Annotated in this window: 9 protein-coding genes; 7 read left to right on the plus strand and 2 right to left on the minus strand. The window is 68.4% G+C overall.

Going from position 1 to position 18,890, the window contains the following annotated elements; all coding sequences use genetic code 11:
- Positions 1–58: 58 nt before the first annotated feature.
- The 6 genes from ASE50_RS07905 to ASE50_RS07930 all read left to right on the plus strand — a co-directional run bounded on the left by ASE50_RS07905 (position 59) and on the right by ASE50_RS07930 (position 14,210).
- Positions 59–2,344, plus strand: coding sequence for a beta-N-acetylhexosaminidase (locus tag ASE50_RS07905; RefSeq protein WP_056398175.1), 2,286 nt, complete (start codon positions 59–61; stop codon positions 2,342–2,344).
- Positions 2,341–4,953, plus strand: a complete 2,613-nt coding sequence (locus ASE50_RS07910; protein WP_056398177.1) for a beta-mannosidase — start codon at positions 2,341–2,343, stop codon at positions 4,951–4,953. Before ASE50_RS07905 ends, ASE50_RS07910 begins: the two co-directional genes overlap by 4 nt.
- The gene (locus tag ASE50_RS07915) at positions 4,950–7,532 is read left to right on the plus strand and encodes a glycoside hydrolase family 3 C-terminal domain-containing protein (protein ID WP_056398179.1); all 2,583 of its coding nucleotides are present in this window, start codon (positions 4,950–4,952) and stop codon (positions 7,530–7,532) included. Before ASE50_RS07910 ends, ASE50_RS07915 begins: the two co-directional genes overlap by 4 nt.
- A complete protein-coding gene (locus ASE50_RS07920; protein WP_056398181.1) occupies positions 7,529–9,823 on the plus strand; it encodes a GH92 family glycosyl hydrolase in 2,295 nt (764 codons plus the stop codon). Before ASE50_RS07915 ends, ASE50_RS07920 begins: the two co-directional genes overlap by 4 nt.
- A gap of 353 nt (positions 9,824–10,176) precedes the next feature.
- A complete protein-coding gene (locus ASE50_RS07925; protein ID WP_156347356.1) occupies positions 10,177–12,300 on the plus strand; it encodes a hypothetical protein in 2,124 nt (707 codons plus the stop codon).
- Positions 12,297–14,210, plus strand: coding sequence for an alpha-L-fucosidase (locus ASE50_RS07930; RefSeq protein WP_082438897.1), 1,914 nt, complete (start codon positions 12,297–12,299; stop codon positions 14,208–14,210). Before ASE50_RS07925 ends, ASE50_RS07930 begins: the two co-directional genes overlap by 4 nt.
- 107 nt (positions 14,211–14,317) lie before the next feature.
- Here the strand turns inward: ASE50_RS07930 and galA are convergent, their stop codons facing one another.
- Both galA and ASE50_RS07940 read right to left on the minus strand, forming a co-directional pair.
- Positions 14,318–17,215, minus strand: a complete 2,898-nt coding sequence (gene galA / locus ASE50_RS07935; RefSeq protein ID WP_156347359.1) for a beta-galactosidase GalA — start codon at positions 17,213–17,215, stop codon at positions 14,318–14,320.
- A gap of 22 nt (positions 17,216–17,237) precedes the next feature.
- Positions 17,238–17,981 carry a copper homeostasis protein CutC gene (locus ASE50_RS07940; RefSeq protein ID WP_056398187.1) on the minus strand — a complete coding sequence of 248 codons (744 nt, stop codon included), beginning with the start codon at positions 17,979–17,981 and terminating at the stop codon, positions 17,238–17,240.
- Positions 17,982–18,365: 384 nt separating this feature from the next.
- Between ASE50_RS07940 and rplJ the strand changes: the two genes are divergently transcribed.
- Positions 18,366–18,881: a 50S ribosomal protein L10 gene (gene rplJ / locus ASE50_RS07945; protein ID WP_055761025.1), complete on the plus strand. Its 516-nt coding sequence runs from the start codon at positions 18,366–18,368 to the stop codon at positions 18,879–18,881.
- The last annotated feature ends 9 nt before the right edge of the window (positions 18,882–18,890 follow it).

Genomic DNA, 18,890 nt, shown 5'->3' on the forward strand with positions numbered 1-18,890 from the left:
GGGCCGCTAGAGTTCCTGGCACAGCGAATCGGCGTGCCAGCCACAGGGGAGTAACAGCGTGAAGCATTTGATCTGGGCGGCGCTTGCCGCGACCACCGCGACCATCGCTCCGGTCCATGCGCAGACCGCCCCGCTCCTGCCCCTGCCCGCGCGGATCGCGCCGGCCAGCGGATCGATCACCATCGCCGATGGCGCGGGCATCGTCGTGCCCGCCGGTGACACCGGTGCCGCCACCGCCGCGCGGCTGCTGACCGACCGGGTGAAGGTCGATCGCGGGCTGACCCTGACCACCGCCGCCACCGGCAAGATCAACTTCGTCCGCGATGCGGCGATCACCGGTGACGAGGCCTATCGCCTGACCGTCACTCCAAAGGCGATCACGATCACCGCCAGCGGCGACCGGGGGCTGATCTGGGGCGCGATGACGCTGGCCCAGCTGCTCAGCCCCGACACCAAATTCGGCAAGCCGGTCCGCGTCGCCGCGACCAGCATCGACGACAGCCCGCGCTTTCGCTGGCGCGGGCTGATGGTCGACGTGACGCGGTCGTTCCAGCCGATCGAGACGCTCTACCCGATCGTCGACACCATGGCCGCGCAGAAGCTGAACACGCTGCACATGCACCTGTCGGACGATCAGGGATGGCGCGTCGAGATCAAACGCTATCCCAAGCTGACCGAGATCGGCGGCTTCCGCTTTCCCCCCGTCGCGGGCGGCGCTCCGGGTCCGAAGGTCGGCGGGTTCTACACGCAGGACGAACTGCGCAAGCTGGTCGCCTATGCTGCGGAGCGCGGCATCACCATCGTCCCCGAAATCGACATGCCCGGCCATGCGCAGGCGGCGGTCGCGGCCTATCCGGAAGAGGTCGGCGTGCTCGGCGACCGCCCGCCGGTCGGGCATGACTGGGGCGTCAATCCGTGGCTGTTCTCCCCCTCCCCGCGCAGCATGACCTTCATCAAGAACGTGCTCGACGAGTTGCTCGACATCTTCCCCGGCCAGTTCATCCATGTCGGTGGCGACGAGGCGGTGAAGGACCAGTGGCAGCGTTCGCCCGAGGTACAGGCGCAGATGCAGGCGCTGGGCCTCAAGACCGAGAACCAGATGCAGGGCTGGATGATCTCCGAACTCGGCAAATATCTGGCGTCGAAGAATCGCCGCCTGATCGGCTGGGACGAAATCCTCGAAGGCGACGTGCCCACCAGCGCCGCCGTCATGTCGTGGCGCGGCGAGGCGGGCGCGGTCGAGGCGGCGAACAAGGGCCATGACGTGGTCATGTCGCCCGCCCCCAACCTCTATCTCGACAATATCCAGTCGACCGCCGGCGACGAACCGCCCGGCCGCATCGGGCTCCAGACGCTAGAGATGGTCTATGGCTATGAACCGGTCCGCCCCGGCGTGACGGCACAGGCCGCCGCGCACGTGCTGGGGGCGCAGGGCAATGCATGGTCCGAATATCTGGCGACGGCGAAGCAGAAGGAACACGCCACCTTCCCGCGCCTGTCGGCGATCGCCGAATTTACGTGGAGCCCGCGCGACAAGCGCGACTTCAAGGGGTTCGTCGAACGCATCCAGCCACAGATGCTGCGCTATCAGCGGCAGGGGATCGCCGCCGCCGACGCGGCCTTCGCGGTCGGCTACACGCTCGATGGGTCGAACGGCGACGTACTGCGCGGCAAGGCACCGAAACTGACGATGGCGACGCAGACCGGTGCCGGCACGATCCGCTACACGACGGATGGCAGCCAGCCGACCGCCCGCTCGCGCGCCTATGCCGCGCCGGTCGCGGCACGGCCGGGACAGACGATCACCGCCGCCGCCTTTGCGAAGGACGGCCATGCGCTCGCCGTGCCACGCCGTTTCGACGCGACCCGTCCGGCGCTGCTGCGCGCGACCGGCGGCAACGACATGGTGGCGTGTCCCAAGGGGGCGCTGGGCCTGCGCGTGCCGCTGGTCTCGGGCCAGAGCGGCGATGCGCCCGCCTATAACGTCAACCTGTTCGACACCTGTACCCAGGCGCTGAAGATGCCGCTCGACGTCGCACAGGCGTTCAAGGTCACCGTCGCGCGCCTGCCGCGCAACTATGGCCTCGCGCATGACGAGGGCAAGGTCCGCCTGCATTATTCGGTCACGCAATATGGCGAGCTGGTGATGCGCGTCGGCGGATGTGACGGCGTGGTCGCCGCGACCTTCCCGCTGCCCGACCCCGACACCGCGCCCAACCGGTTCGACTTCACCGGCCGTTTCCCGAAACAGGCGGGCGATGCCGATGTGTGCCTGCAATTCACCTCGCCGCTGTCGCATCCCTTCTACACCATCGACACGCTGCAACTGGAAGAGTCCAAGTGAAGCCAGCCCTGTTCCTGTTGCTCGCCGCCGCCCCCGCCGCACTCTGGGCGGCACCGCGCGAGACGGTGACGCTCGACAAGGGTTGGGAGGTTCGGCTCGCCCCCGGTGATCCGGCGGCGAAGGAACGCCCTAAGGCCGCGCGCTGGCTGCCCGCCAAGGTGCCGGGATATGTCCAGACCGATCTGATCGCGGCGAAGATCACGCCCGATCCCTTCCTCCGGCTGAACGAGGCGACGATCCAGTGGGTCGGGCGCAGCGACTGGGACTATCGCGGGCGGCTGAACGCGACGCCGGCGCTGCTGGCGCGCGACCATGTCGATCTGGTCTTCGACGGGCTCGACACCTTTGCCGAGGTGTTCGTCAACGGCACCAAGCTGCTCGCCGCCGACAATGCGCACCGCCGCTGGCGCGCCGACGCCAGACCACTGCTGAAGGCCGGCGCGAACGAGATCCGCATCGCATTCAAATCGCCGCTCGGCGTGCTGAAGCCGATGGTCGCCGGACTCGAAAACCCGCTGCCCGGCGAATATGATTCGACGGCGGGCGACGAGCCGGAGGCGCGGCAGACCTCGCCCTATATCCGCAAGCCGAAATATCATTATGGCTGGGACTGGGGTCCCCGCATCGTCAATGTCGGCCCCAACGGCCCGGTCCGGGTCGATGCGTGGGACGACGTCCGCATCGATAGCTTGCGCGTCCAGCAGGAGGCGGTGACCCCGACCGAGGCACGCCTGTTCGCCGACGTGACCCTGATCGCCGATCGCGACGCGACGGTGCAGGTCGACGCGATCGTCACCGCGCCCGACGGCAGCAAGGTCCGCGCGACCCGCACCGTCGCGGTCACGGCGGGCGCGAACCGGGTCAGCGTACCCGTCGCCATCGCCAATCCGAAGCTGTGGTATCCCGCCGGCTATGGCGCGCAGCCGCTCTACACCGTCGTCACCGAAACCCGGCTCGACGGGGAACTGGTGGACAGCCAGCAACGCTCGACCGGCATCCGCACCGTCGAACTGGTGCGGGAGAAGGACGCGATCGGTCGCGGCTTCCTGTTCAGGATCAACGGCGTGCCCGTCTTTGCCAAGGGTGCGAACCTGATCCCGTTCGACAGCTTCGGCCCGCGCGTCACCGATACGTACATGGCAAAGATCATGGGCGACGCGCAGGCGGCGAACATGAACATGCTGCGCATCTGGGGCGGCGGCATGTACCTGCCCGACAGCTTCTTCGACACCGCCGACCGGCTGGGGCTGATGATCTGGTCCGACTTCATGTTCGGCGGCGCGATCACGCCATACGACCCCGAGTATCGCGAGACGGTGAAGATCGAGGCCGAGGAACAGGTCGACCGCGTACAGGCACACCCCTCGATCGTGTTGTGGTCGGGCAATAACGAAGTGCTGTCGGGCTGGGAGGGCTGGAGCGACCGCACCGCCTTCAAGAAGCGCGTCGGGGCCGACGAACAGGAACGCGTCGGCGTCGGCATGGCGATCCTGTTCGACCGCGTGCTGCGCGACGCCGCCTCCGCCCGCGATGCCGACGTGCCGTACTGGCCCGGCAGCCCCAGCGCCAATTACGAGGGCAAGCCCGATCAAGACGGCAATGGCGACCGCCATTATTGGGACGTGTGGGGCGGCAAGAAGCCCGCCACCGCGTACCTCGACAGCTGCCCGCGCTTCATGTCCGAATATGGGCTGCAGGCGATGCCCGACATGGCGACCATCGCGAAGTTCGCGAAACCCGCCGATTACGCCATCGACTCGCCCGTCATGACCGCACACCAGAAATTCCTGAAGGGTGCCGGGCAACAGCGGCTGCTCGACTATATCCGCCTGCGGTATCGCGAACCCCGCGACTTCGCCGATTTCGTGTATCTCAGCCAGGTGATGCAGGCCGATGGCATCCAACTGGGTGCGCTCCACCACCGCGCCTGTCGTCCCGTGACCAGCGGCACGCTTTATTGGCAGTTGAACGATGTGTGGCCCGGCGCGTCATGGTCGAGCATCGACTATTATGGCCGGTGGAAGGCGTTGCACTTCGCCGCGCGCCGCTTCTTCGCCCCGCTCGCCATCTCGGCGGCACGCAAGGCCGATGGCCCGACCGAAGTCGCGCTGATTTCCGACGCGACCCGCCCGGTCACTGCGCGCTGGCGGGTGCGGACGATCGATGTCGATGGCCGCGTCGCCAGCCAGTTCGAACGGGCGGTGCAACTGCCGGCGCTGTCGTCGACGAAAATCGCCACGCTGACCGACGCCGATCTGTTCAAGGGTGCCGATCCCAAACGCAGCTTCGCGGTGTTCGAACTGCTGGTCGATGGTCAGCCGACCTCGCGCGCGCTGGTATCGGCGCTGCCCGAAAAGGCGATGGACCTGCCCGATCCGGGACTTACCACCAGCTGGTCGACGCAGGACGGCAAACCGGCGCTGACCATCACCGCCAAGCGGCTGGCCCGCGCGCTGTGGATCGGCTTCGGCACACTCGACGTGCAGGCGTCGGACAATTTCCTCGACCTGCTGCCCGGCGAAAGCGTGACGGTGACGATCGACGGCAAGGCATCGACCGGCGCACTCAGGAAAGCGCTGCGCCTGCAAACGCTGGGAGCGAACAAGTGAGCATCCTTCTCGCGCTGCTCGCCGGGGCAGCGGAACCCGATCCGCAGATCGCCGCGACCATCGCCGCGATGACCCCGGCGGAAAAGGCGGCGCAGCTGCAAAGCACCGCCCCGGCACAGGGCGACGTGCTACCCGCCTACGACTATTGGAACGAGGCGCTGCACGGCCTCGCCCGCAACGGCGTCGCCACCGTCTTTCCGCAGGCGATCGGGCTGGCGGCGACATGGGACGCGCCGCTGATGGAACGGATCGGCACCGTCGTGTCGACCGAGGCGCGCGCCAAATACAATGCGCTGCCGGGCAGGAACCGGCGGCGGTACGAGGGGCTGACCCTCTGGTCGCCCAACATCAACATCTTCCGCGATCCGCGCTGGGGGCGCGGCATGGAAACCTATGGCGAGGACCCGGTGCTGACCGGCGCGATGGCGGTCGGCTATGTCCGCGGGCTGCAAGGACCGGACCCGCTGCAGCCCCGCGTCATCGCCACGCCGAAACATCTGGTCGCGCATAGCGGGCCGGAGGCGGGCCGCGATGCGTTCAGCGTCCAGACCGCACCCTATGACATGGAGGCGACCTACCTCCCCGCCTTCCGCCGCGCGCTGACCGAGGGGAAGGCGCAATCGGTGATGTGCGCCTATAACGGCATTCACGGCGTCCCGGTCTGCGCCGCCGGCTGGCTATTCAACGAACGGCTGCGGCGCGACTGGGGCTGGAACGGGCTGGTCGTGTCGGACTGCGACGCGATCGGCAACATCGCCCATTATCAACGCTATGCCCTCGACAACGCCGCCGGCTCCGCCGCCGCGATCAATGCCGGCATGGACCTGAACTGTGGCTCGGCCTATGCCGCGCTGCCCAAGGCGCTCGAACGCGGCCTGACCACGCCTGCCATCGTCGACCGCGCGCTTGAGCGTACCTTCGAAGCCCGCAAGCGCCTCGGCGACGCGTTCGGCAGCAAGAGCCGCTGGGACTCGATCCCGGCCAGCGCGCTCCACACCCCCGCCAACCGCGCGCTGGCGCTGGAGGCGGCGCGCAAATCGCTGGTCCTGCTCCAGAATAACGGCGTCCTGCCGCTGAAGCGCGGTGCCCGGATCGCGGTCATCGGCCCCAATGCCGACAGCCTCGACGTGCTGGAGGCCAATTACAACGGCACCGCCGCCGACCCCGTAACGCCGCTGACCGGCCTGACGAACCGCTTCGCTGTCACCTATGCGCAGGGGTCGACGCTGGCCGACGGCGTGCCCCTGCCCGTGCCGCAGACCGCCTTCGGTTCGGGGCTGAAGGCAGAGTATTTCGCCGACCCGGCGATGACCGGCGCGCCCGTCCTGACCCGCACCGACCGCACGATCGATTTCAACTGGCGGCGGACCAGCCCGACGCCAAAGCTGCCGGTCGACCGCTACGGCGTCCGCTGGACCGGCACGCTGACCCCGCCGGGGCCGGGCCGCTACACGCTGCGTATCGACATCAACCGCTGCTGGGACAAATGTTCGGGCCGCGACGCGGTGAAGCTGTGGGTCGATGGCCGCGATGTGCTCAGCGCCACCGGCACCGCCGCCGTCGAGGGCGCGGCCAACGACAGCAAGTCCGAACGGATGGAGGCGGTGCTCGACTTCGCCGACGCGGGCGCGAAGCCCTTCCGCCTCGACCTGACCCATGCCAGCACCGACGACAGCATCCGCCTGACATGGATCGCGCCCGCCGCCCCGCAGCGCGCACAGGCCGTCGCCGCCGCGCAAGCCGCCGACGCCGTCATCGCGTTCGTCGGCTTGTCCCCGGCGGTCGAGGGCGAGGCGCTCCGCCTCGAAGTCGCCGGCTTCTCGGGCGGCGACCGCACCGACATCGCCCTGCCGCAAGCGCAACAGCAACTGCTCGAAGCGGTCAAGGCATCGGGCAAGCCACTGATCGTCGTCCTGCTGTCGGGCAGCGCAGTGGCGATGGAATGGGCCAAGCAACATGCCGACGCGATTGTCGCCGGCTGGTATCCGGGCGAGGTCGGCGGCACCGCCATCGCCGATATGCTCGACGGCACGACCAACCCGTCGGGCCGACTGCCTGTCACCTTCTACGCCAAGACCAGCGACCTGCCCGCCTTCGTCGACTATAATATGAAGGGCCGCACCTATCGCTATTTCGACGGCACCCCGCTCTGGGCCTTCGGCCACGGCCTGAGCTACACCAGCTACGCCTATGCCGACGCCACGGCCCCGGCGACCCTGACCGCCGGCCAGCCCCTGACCGTCACCGCGCGCATTACCAACACCGGCAAACGAGCCGGCGAAGAGGTCGCGCAAGCCTATCTGATCGCCCCCGCTGCCCTCAACAAGGTCGGCGCATGGAACGACCCGGTCCTGCGCCACAGCCTCGTCGGCTTCCAGCGCGTCGCCCTGAAACCCGGACAGGCCAAGACCGTGACCTTCACCCTCGACCCCCGCCTGCTCAGCACCGTATCGCTCGACGGCACCCGCGCGGTGCGGCCGGGCGACTATCGCCTGTTCGTCGGCGGCGGCCAACCCGGCAGCACCCCCGGACAGGATATCGCCTTCACCATCGCGGGCACGCAGGAGTTGCCGAAATGACGACGCTTTCCCGCCGCGCCATGCTCGGCGGCACCGCCGCGCTGGCGCTGGTCGATGCCCTGCCGGTCGGTGCGGCCGGCACCGCGCCCGCCCGCCCCGACCTGTTCATCGGCACCGGCGGCGACGGCCATACCTTCCCCGGCGCGACCATGCCGTTCGGGATGGTGCAGCTGTCCCCCGACACCGACACCGCGCGCTGGGCGACCTGTTCGGGCTATCACAAGGATGACGGCTCGATCCTCGGCTTCAGCCACACGCACCTGTCAGGCACCGGCATCGGCGACATGCTCGACGTGCTGGTTGTGCCGACGCGTGGCCCTGTCCAACTCGACGGCGGCCCGCTCGACGACCCCGACAAGGGCTATCGCCAGCGTTTCTCGAACGAGGTCGCCGAACCCGGTTACTATGCCGTCACTCTCGAAAGCGGCGTCCGGTCCGAACTGACCGTCACCGACCGCACCGGCATCCAGCGTCATCGCTTTCCGACAGGCCCCGGCCATATCCTGATCGACCTGTCGCATCTGGTGATGGAGGGGCCGAACCAGTCGCCCTATATCGACGAGGCCGCGCTCACCCTCGAACCCGATGGCAGCATCACCGGCACCCGCCGCGTGTTCCGCTGGGCCAAGGGTCGCCGCATCTTCTTCGCGATGCAGCTCTCGCGCCAACCCGACCGCATCGAGTTCTTCGGCGACAACGACGCACCGGCGGGCAACAAGGGCGTCACCGGCAAGCGCCTGAAGGCCGTGCTGCACTATGACGACGCCGGTGCCGCGCCAATCGTCCTGCGCACCGGCATCTCCGCCGTCGACCTGAACGGCGCAAAGGCCAATCTGACCGCCGAAGCGAAGCATTGGGATTTCGATCGCTACGCCCGGTCGGCCCGCGCCGCATGGGCGCGCGAACTCGACCTGATCCGGTTCGAGGGCGGCACCCCGCAACAACGCACCGTCGCGTCTTCCGCGCTCTACCACGCCTCGATCGGCCCGACACTCTTCTCCGACACCGACGGCCGGTACATCGGCCTCGACCGCCAGACGCACACCGTGCCGCGCGGCGAAGCGGCGTACAGCGCCTATTCGCTGTGGGACACCTACCGCGCCTTCCACCCCTTACAGACGCTGATTCGTCCGACGCTGACACAAGCCTTCACCCGCGACCTGATCCGCCAGACGCAGCAAAGCCCGTTCGGCCCGCCTGTCTGGCCGTTGCAGGGGGTCGAGACCGGCACGATGATCGGCTGGCACGCCGTCCCCGTCCTCGCCGAAGCCCGCGCGAAAGGCGTATCCGCCGACTATGCCGCCGCATGGGGCGGGGTGAAGAAACGCTCGTTCGACTGGTCGACGCCCAATCTCGACAACAGCATCGGCGTTCGCGCCTATGACGAACTCGGCTATGCCCCCGCCGACCGCATCTTCGAAAGCGTGTCGAAGACGCTGGAATTTTCGTATGACGATTATGCCGGTGCGTTCATCGCCGATGCGGCGGGCGACGCCGCCGGTGCCGCCGGCTTGCGCAAACGGTCGGGCAACTGGCGCAATGTGTTCGATGCGAAGATCGGCTTCGCGCGCGGGCGGTTGGCCGATGGCAGCTGGGCCGAACCCTATGCCCCCAATGCACTGGGCCATTCGAAGAAATGGCGCGATTTCACCGAAAGCAATGGCTGGCAGGCGACCTTCCTCAACCAGCACGACATCCCCGGCCTGATCGCGGCGATGGGCGGCGATGCCGCGTTCGAGGCGAAACTGGACGGGCTGTTCACCGCCTCCTCCGAACTCCCCGCCGACGCCCCGCCCGATATCTCGGGACTGGTCGGGCAATACGCGCACGGCAACGAACCCAGCCACCATGTCGCCTATATGTACGCGTGGTGCGGCGCGCCGTGGAAAACGCAGGCGATGGTCCGCCGCCTGCTGACCGAAATGTACCACGACCGCCCCGACGGCATCATCGGCAACGACGACTGCGGCCAGATGAGCGCATGGTACCTCCTGTCCGCACTCGGCTTCTATCCGGTCGACCCGGTCAGCGCGACCTATGTGCTGGGCAGCCCGCTGTTCGACCGCGCGACGGTACGGGTCGGCGGCGGCAAGCGGCTGATCGTCGAGGCGCGCGGCAATGCGCCCGACCGCCCCTATGTCCGTGCCGTCACGTGGAACGGGCGGCCGTGGACCAAGAGCTGGATTGCCCACGCCGATCTGGCGAAGGGTGGGCGGCTGGTGTTCGACATGGCGGCCGAACCCAACAAGGCGTTCGGTCGCGATCCCAAGGACCGGCCCGGCCACGCATGATCGCCGCCGCCCTTCTCGCCACCGCCGCGCCGGTCGTCATGCCGCTGGATACCGCCTGCGTTGTCGGCACCGACCCGGCGGCGCAAGTGCTGCGAGAGCGGTTGCAGGAGCGCGGCGCGGTCTGCCCTTCCCCGTCATCCCGGCGAAAGCCGGGATCCATGGATGGGCAGACGGTCGCGAACGAGTCGAAAACCCCCGACACAATGGATTCCGGCCTTCGCCGGAATGACGGAGTGGCGGCAGGCACCATGCCCCAACAGCCAGCGTACCCCCGCGCAGGCGGGGGTCCAGAGCCAAGCAGAACCGACGGTTGTGAGTCCCACTCTGGATCCCCGCCTGCGCGGGGATACGGAGTGCGCGCGGTTCCGGTCACCATCCGTTTCGCCTCCGCCCGGATGGCCCCCGAAGCCTTCGCCATCACCACCACCCCCCGCACGATCACCATCCGCGCCGCGACCACCCGCGCGCGCCTCTACGCCGCCGGCTGGCTGCTCCGCCATCTCGACGACCTGACCCTCACCACCCCGACCAACGTCACCGAAACCCCGACGATGGCGATCCGCGGTACCCAGATCGGCTACCGCGCCAAGAACAACAGCTACGACGCATGGGACGTGCCGATGCTGACCCGCCGGATCGAGGATTTCGCGCTGCTCGGCGGCAACCGCATCCAGTTCGTCGCGCCGGTGTCGGACGATGCCGCCACCTCGCCGCTCTCCCCGCTCCCCGCCACCGAAACCCTGATCGCGGTCGCTGCCGCCACCCACCGCCTCGGCCTCGACGTCGCGCTCTTCTATCCGCTGCTGCGCGATTACGAGAAACCCGGTAGCGCCGACGCCGAAGTCGCCGACTTCGCGACGCTCGCCGCCAAGCTCCCCGCGCTCGACGCGCTCTACATTCCCGGCGGCGACCCCGGCCACACCGCCCCCGACCGGCTGTTCCCGGTCACCGAACGCATCGCCACCGCGCTCCGCCAGCGTTTCGCAAAGGCCGAGGTCCTGCTCTCGACCCAAGGCTTCGATGCCGCCGGCCTGAACGCCTTCCACGCCCAACTCGCCAAGAACCCGCGCTGGCTGACCGCGATCTTCGTCGGCCCACAGACCCGCGACAGCATCGCCGAGCATCGCCGCCGCATCGCCGGCCGTTACCCGATCGAAACCTATCCCGACACCGCGCACACCATGCACGCGCAATTCCCGATCCCCGACTGGCATCCTGCGTTCGCGCTCACGCAAGGCCGCGAGCCGGTGAACCCCCGCCCCGCCGCGACCCAGCGCATCTTCAACTATCTCGCCCCGCAAACGCGCGGCTTCGTGACCTATAGCGAGGGGGTCAACGACGACTGGAACGTGAGCCAGTGGTTCCGCCTCGGCTGGAACCCGGCGACTTCCGCCCCCGAGATTGCAGCCGACTATGCCCGCATGTTCGTCGGCGACATGGCCTTCGCCGCCGTACCGCACGCGCTGGAAACGAACTGGAACGGCGATCCGTCGGCCAATGCCGGGATCGATGCCACCGCACGGCTGGTCGCCGACCTGAAACCCGCCCGCTGGGCCGACTGGCGCGTCGACCTCTATCGCTACCGCGCCACCTATGACGCGCTCGTCCGCCACCGCCTGATCGCGGCGAAAGCCACACAGGGCGAGGCGCTCTGGACGCTGCGGCAGGCACCCGCCACCGGGGCCGAACCTGCCGTCGTCGCCGCGCGCTTCGCCTATGCCCGCCCGGAACCGGCGATGATCGTGCCGCTGCGTGCCGACCTGACCGCCATCGCCGACCGGCTATGGCAACGCGCGCGGATGCAATTGTCGGTCCCGCGCCACGGTGCCTCCAACTGGGAACGCGGTGCCAATCTCGATCGCGCCGATATCCAGCTCAACGACCGCACGTCCGTCGAAGCGGCGATGACCGAGGCTCTGACCCGGCCGGACGCCGCCGCCCGCCTCTATGCAATCGGCGATCCGTGGCGCAGCCGCGACATGGCGCTCTACGACGATCTCGGCGACCCGACCGCCGAACCGCATCTGGTGCGCGGCGCAGGGTTCGACGCCGATCCGCAATCGCTGGCCAGCGCAATCGACGGCGTCGCCGATCACTATCCCGATCAGGGCTGGCGCATGGCGGACCTGAGCTATGCTGAGGGACTGTACGAAACCCCCGTCCGCCTGTCGTACACCGGGCTGGAGCGGGGTCGCCGCTACCGGCTGATCGCGCGCTGGGCAGGCGAGGACTATGCGCTGCCGATGCGCCTGACCGGCGACGGCGTCGAACTCCACGGTTTCCGCGCGCGCAAGGGCGATCGCGAAACGGTCGAAACCCCGATCCCGCAACCCCTTACCGCCGATGGTGCGCTGACCCTCGAATGGCACCGTCCAGCCGGCATCGGCGGCGGCGGGCGCGGTCATCAGATCGCGCAGACGTGGCTGATCCCCGAACCCCTTTCCCCCGAACCAGAAGCCCCCGGAGCAGAGCAATGAAGTTTTCCCGCCGCAGCCTGATGGGCAGCAGCCTGATCGCCGGTGCCGCCGCCTGCACCCCGCGCACCACGCCCGGCGTCGCTGCCGCGCGCGACTGGCACGTCCTGCCCGCGCCATGGGGGGCCACCCCCTCGCCCCGCCAGCTAAAATGGCATGATCGCCGCCAGTATGGCTTCATCCATTTCTCGATCAACACCTTCACCGACAAGGAATGGGGCTATGGCGACGAAGACCCCGCTTTGTTCAACCCGACCGATTTCGACCCCGACCAGATCGTGGCGGCGGCCAAGGCCGGCGAACTCACCGGGCTGATCCTGACCGCCAAGCATCATGACGGCTTCTGCCTGTGGCCGACGATGTTGACCGAACATTGCATCCGTAATTCGCCCTATAAACAGGGCAAGGGCGACATCGTCGGCGAACTGGCGGCGGCATGCCGGCGCGGCGGGATCAACTTCGGCGTGTACCTGTCCCCATGGGACCGCAACCGCGCCGATTACGGCACGCCCGGCTACATCACCTATTATCGCGCACAGCTGACCGAACTCTGCACCCGCTACGGCAATCTGTTCGAGGTGTGGTTCGATGGCGCGAACGGCGGCGACGGCTATTATGGCGGCGCGCGCGAGACGCGGAAAATCGATGCGGTTCAATATTATGACTGGCCGTCGATCGTGAAGCTGGTCCACGACCTGCAACCGGACGCCTGCACCTTCGATCCGCTCGGGGCCGATATCCGCTGGGTCGGCAACGAAGACGGCCACGCCGCCGATCCCTGCTGGCCGACCATGCCCAACGAGCCGTACGATCAGGCCAAGGGCAATACCGGCGTGCGGGGGGCCGAATTGTGGTGGCCGGCGGAGACCAACGTGTCGATCCGGCCGGGCTGGTTCTATCACGCCGATGAGGATGCGCAGGTAAAATTACCCATCAAAATCATGGAGATGTACGATAATTCGGTCGGCCATGGCACGACCTTCCACCTGAACCTGCCCCCCGATCGCCGCGGCCGCATCCACGACCGCGACGTCGCCAGCCTGACCGCGTTCGGCAACGCGCTACGTGCAACCTTCGCCAACAACCAGGCCGATGGCGCGGTCGCGACCGCCAGCGCCGACCTGTCCGGCACTTCCGCCCGCAACGTCAATGACGGCAATCCCGACACCTATTGGCTCGCCCCGCCGGAAGCCAAAAATGCCAGCCTTATCCTCGACCTGCCGCCCGGCCGCAGCTTCGACACGGTGCGCTTGCAAGAATGGTTGCCGCTGGGCCTGCGCGTCACCCGCTTCGCCATCGACGTGTCGGACGGCGGCGATCAATGGACGACCGTCGCCGAAAAGGACATGGTCGGGCCCCAGCGCCTCGTCCGCCTGCCCCAACCGATCAGCCCCCGCCGCGTGCGCTTCCGAACCGTCGCTGCCGAAGCCGGTCCGGCGATCCGCGAATTCGCGCTGTTCCGCTCGGTCGCGCCCGTCGACCTGCCGCCGCTGAAGGTCACCGACGCGAGCATCGTCGACCGGGCGGGGTGGAAGGTAACCGCCGCCAGTGCGCCCGGCGGCGAAGCGATCCTCGACGCATCCCCCCGCACCGCCTGGACCAGCCCCGCACCGGCCTCGCTGACCATCGACATGGGCCGTAGCGAGACGCTGGCCGGCTTCACCCTGACCCCGACCCGCCACGTCGATCCGAACGCTGCTCCGCCAATGAAATACCGCGTGGAAACCAGCACCGACGGCAAGACATGGACGCCGGGCGGCGAAGGCGAGTTCCAGAATATCAACTACGCCCGCGCGACGCAGCGCCTGCCCTTCCCGAAGGCCCGCGCCGCCCGCTACCTCCGCTTCGCCTTCCCGCAGCCGGCGGTGCCGGCACCGGCGATCGCCGTCGCGGAGATCGGGGCGTTCCGGTGAGATAGAACCGCTCATCCTTCCCCGTTCGGTTCGAGCAGCTTCGAGCAACCGGGGAGGGAGGGCGGTCTTCGACAGGCTCTGCCCGACCCCGGCCGGGGTCGGGCACCCTAACCCTTCGGCGCCAGCCGCACCGCCCCGGTAATCCCCGACCGCGTGCCCGGCACCGCCTCGACCAGCACCGCAACCCCCTTCGCTCCGGCGGGCACCGGCACCACCAACGGCGCAGGCGTCGGATCGGACTTCATCGCGACCTGCCGTCCATCGACATAGACGGTCGCCCGCCCCTCGACCTGCGCGAAGCTCAGCGTCCCGCCTTCGGCCACCACCCGCCGCCGCACCGGCAGCGCCGCGCGGTACAGGCGGAACGACGGCCCGGCCTCGGGTACGGCGGGTGTGCCGCTGCGGGTGAAGTCCCAGCTGTTATTGTCGTTCACCGGTGGCATCAGCCCCGGATCGGGCGCGGTCGCGAACGATGGCGACCGTCGCCAGCCCAGAATGAACGCCCCCGGCGGCGTCACCGCCACCTGCGCTCGCGGGGTCGCTGCCACCCGGTCGATCACCAACCGCGCCGGCCGCAGTCCCTCGGCACTGGCGACGATCGTCATCTTGCCGCGCCCCTCGCCCGCCCGCACCAGCATCTGCGCGAGGCCGTTGAACAGCGACCGCTGCGGTGCCTTTTCGCTTTCATGGCTGTTGGGATCGCCATTGCCGACGCCGATCAGCGCCGCGCCGTCGATGGTGAAGCGGGCCATCCGGTTCTCGGTCGGGACATGCCGCCCCTTCGCATCGATCGCGTCGATCGTGACCGGCACGACGTCCTCGTTATCGCCCAGCATCTGCCGCCGCGCCGGGGTCAGCCGTAGCGCGACTGCCGGTCCCGCCGTCTCGTGCACCGCCCGCGCGACCTCGCGCCCGCCGCTCAGCGCCACGGCCTCCAGCCTGCCCGGTGCGTAGGGCACGGTGAAGCGATTGCCCATGATCCGGTCGACCGCCTGCTCGCCGATCATCCGCCCGTTCAGTACCAGCCGGACGCGTTCGGCGTTGCTGGTGACCAGCAGCGCGATCGGCTGCCCCTCCCTGCCCGGCCATGTCCAGTGCGGGGCGACGCCGACCACCGCCCGATCGTCGATCCAGTGCGCGCGGTGGATGTCGTACGCGGTCTTGGGAAAGCCGCACAGGTCGAGAATGCCGAAAAAGCTGGCGATGGTCGGCCAGGTGAACGGCGTCGGCTCGCCATGATAGTCGAACCCGGTCCATACGAATCCGCCGGCGATGAAGCGGCGCTTTGCGATCTCCGCCCACGCATCGCGGTGCGTCGCGCCCCATGGTGCCGCCTCATCATCCATCGACGACATGACATGCGCGGCCTTGTCGGTAGTATAGGCTCCGCGCGTCATGAACGCGCTGGTATCTTCCGACGACGTGCTCGGCTTTGCAGGGTTCAGCGCGTGGAACTTGTCGTAATCGCCCTGATAGTAATTGAACCCCATGACGTCGACGACGCTCGACACGTTCTTGGGGTCATAGAACGACCCGTTCATCGCCGCCGTCACCGGCCGGCTGTCGTCCAGCGCATGGACCTGCGCTGCCATCCGCCGCACCATCTCGACGCCCGCCTCGGTGCCCTGCATCGGTTCCTCGTTGAACACCGACCACAGGATGATGCTGGGATGATTGCGATGCGCGCGGACCAGCCATTCCAACTGCGCCATATTCTCGGGTGCGGGATTGAAGACGCGGTTTTCGTCCATGACGACGAACCCCATCCGGTCGCAAAGCTGGTAAAAGGCGTCGGCCTGCGCATTGTGCGAACAGCGGATGGCGTTGACGCCGGTATCCTTCATCCGTTGCAGCCGCCACGCGAGCAACGCATCGGGCACCGCCACGCCGACCCCGGCATGGTCCTGATGCAGACACACGCCCTTCAGCTTCACGGCCTTGTCGTTCAGGAAAAATCCCTGTGCGGCATCGAAGCGGATCGTGCGGAAGCCGATCGCGATACGGCGTTCGTCGCCACCCCCCGGCGCATCCGTCGTGACGCGCACGGTGTAGAGGGTCGGCGTCTCGATCGACCAACGCTGCGGATCGGCGACCGGCAGCGACAGAGTGACCTCCGCCTCGCCCAGCGGCGGCAACTGCGCCTGCCCGCGTGCGCTGGCGACGACCTTTCCGGCGGGGTCGAGCAGGTCGACCAGCAAGTTCGCCGCCGCCATTTCGCGGGCGATACTGTTCAGCGCGACGGTAACCGGCACGCTCCAGCGCCCGTCGCTGCCGGCGCGCGGATCGCAATGCACGCCGTCGGTCGCGATCGACACCGGCGCGCGCTTCGACAGCCAGACATGGCGGTACAGGCCCGCGCCCTCGTACCACCAACCCTCCATGGCATTAGCGTCGACGCGGATCGCGATGACGTTCAGTTCGTCGCCGAACCGCGCGAACGGCGTCAGATCGATGTCAATCGCGTTATAGCCCGAGAAGTTGCGCGCGACGATGCTGCCGTTGATCCAGATCGTCGCCGCCGTCGCAATCGCGCCGAAATGCAGTTCCAGCCGCTTGCCGCGATCGGCGGGGTCGAGCCGCAGCGTCCGGCGATACCAGCCGATCCCGCGCGGGCGATACCCCTGTGCGACGTTCGCGGTCTCGACAAAGCCCTGCGCCGACGCCCAGTCGTGCGGCAGCGTCACCGCCGCCCAGTCGCTGTCGTCATAATCCATCGCCGCCGCCCCGCGCGCGTTGCCGGCCTTGGCGTTGCCATAGGTATCGTCATGGGTGACCGGCGGCGGCGCGACGATGTCGCCTTCATGGAACAGCCAGCCCAGCGCGAGCAGCGTCCGCGACGGATCCTCGACCGGCAACCGTTCGAACAGGCCGTCGCGCGGGGCCAGACCATGGAGCAGCCCGCTTTGCTCCGCATCGCGCGGGGCGGCGAGCGAGCGCATCGGCAGCGTCGCCGCCGCCAGCGTGCCCGCGGTTCCGGTCAGCAGGGCGCGGCGGCCCAGCGGCATGAACGTCATCCGATCTCTCCCGTTATCCATCGATCGCGGCGCGCAGCGCCCGCACGACCGTCTCATCGGTCCGCGCCAGTCCCGGCCCGGCAAAGCCGAGCGCGTGGACGCGCGCATCTTCCTGCGGGACCGCGACCCCGGCCGAGGCATGGACCTCCACCGCGCCGGTCTCCGACAGCAATGCCACGACATTGTCGGGCCGGACGCCCGATCCCGGCATCACCGCGATCCGCCCCGCCGCCGCGCGGCGCATCGCGGCGATCACCGCCGCCCCATCGAGAGCACGCACCGCGCCACCCGATGTCAGGATGCGGGCAAAGCCATGCGCCACCGCTGGTTCGATCGCCGCCACCGGATCGGACAGCAGGTCGACCGCGCGGTGCAGCGTCAGGTCGATATCGTCGCGGACTGCGCGGACCGCCGCGACCCATTCGCGCAGGACCGCTTCGTCGATCGCGCCATCCCGCACCGCGCCGAACACCAGCCCGTCGACCCCGGCGGCGATCAGCGCCTGCGTATCGGCGATCGCCGTCGCCACTTCCGCGGCATCATAGGCAAAGTCACCGGCGCGCGGCCGGACCATCGCATGGACCCGAACCCCCGCCGCCCGCGCCCGCGCGACGACCAGTGCCGCCAGTCCCGGCGACGGCGTCAGCCCGCCCACCGACAGCGCACCGCACAACTCGATCCGGTCCGCCCCCCCGGATATCGCAGCGTCGCACCCCGCAACGCTGTCGATACAGATTTCCAGCGTCGTCCGCGGCATGCGCCCCCCAATCGGTTTGTAGGACCAATGAAGCCTCGCCGCCGAAGGTCAAGCGCCTTCCCGTGCTTGACTCCCGGACGTACCCGGCATAAGCGCGCCGGCAAGCGTCGTGGCTGGATTCGTCCAGGTCCGACGTCCGTCCGAGACAGCAGGTGCGGGTTTCCCGCTTAATGTCCTGCCGAGGCGGGGAATGCGTTAACTCGCCGGGCGCAGCATCTGCCACGCCGGGCCAGCCATGGGAAATCCGCGCGACTGCCCGGTTCCTTCGCATGGCGACCATGCCCCTTCACGGACTGTCGCCCCGTTTGTCGCATCTGCGACGGGCGGATTGTTCGCGGGCGTTTTCCGAATTGTCGGAAATACGCCCCAGTTAAGGAGAACGGCATGGATCGCACTCAGAAGAGTGAAGCCGTCGCCGAGCTGAACCGCACCTTCAACGAGGTCGGCGTGGTGGTCGTCACCCGCAACCTCGGCATGACCGTCGCACAATCGACGGGCCTGCGTAACAAGATGCGTGACGCCGGCGCGAGCTACAAGGTCTCGAAGAACCGTCTTGCCCGGATCGCAGCCGAAGGCACGCCGTACGCGGTGATCGCCGACCTGCTGACCGGCCCGACGGCGCTTGCGACGTCGACCGACCCCGTTGCCGCGGCACGGGTCATCAACGACTTCGCCAAGACGAACGACAAGATCGAGATCGTCGGTGGCGCGATGGGCGGCCAGCTCCTCGATGCGGAAGGTATCAAGGCACTCGCCTCGCTGCCGTCGCTCGACGAACTGCGCGCCAAGATCGTCGGCCTCATCGTTGCCCCGGCAACGAAGCTGGCGACCATCACCCAGGCTCCCGCGGCACAGATCGCCCGGGTCCTGTCGGCATATGCGGAGAAGGACGCAGCCTGATCGGCGGCT

It is taken from the genome of Sphingomonas sp. Leaf5 (assembly GCF_001421155.1).
In the GTDB taxonomy this organism is placed as follows: domain Bacteria; phylum Pseudomonadota; class Alphaproteobacteria; order Sphingomonadales; family Sphingomonadaceae; genus Sphingomonas.

Coding starts and splice junctions, on each gene's coding strand:
- rplJ (WP_055761025.1), top strand. CDS start 18,366: ATGGATCGCACTCAGAAGAGTGAAGCCGTCGCCGAGCTGAACCGCACC.
- ASE50_RS07940 (WP_056398187.1), bottom strand. CDS start 17,981: ATGCCGCGGACGACGCTGGAAATCTGTATCGACAGCGTTGCGGGGTGC.
- galA (WP_156347359.1), bottom strand. CDS start 17,215: ATGCCGCTGGGCCGCCGCGCCCTGCTGACCGGAACCGCGGGCACGCTG.
- ASE50_RS07920 (WP_056398181.1), top strand. CDS start 7,529: ATGACGACGCTTTCCCGCCGCGCCATGCTCGGCGGCACCGCCGCGCTG.
- ASE50_RS07930 (WP_082438897.1), top strand. CDS start 12,297: ATGAAGTTTTCCCGCCGCAGCCTGATGGGCAGCAGCCTGATCGCCGGT.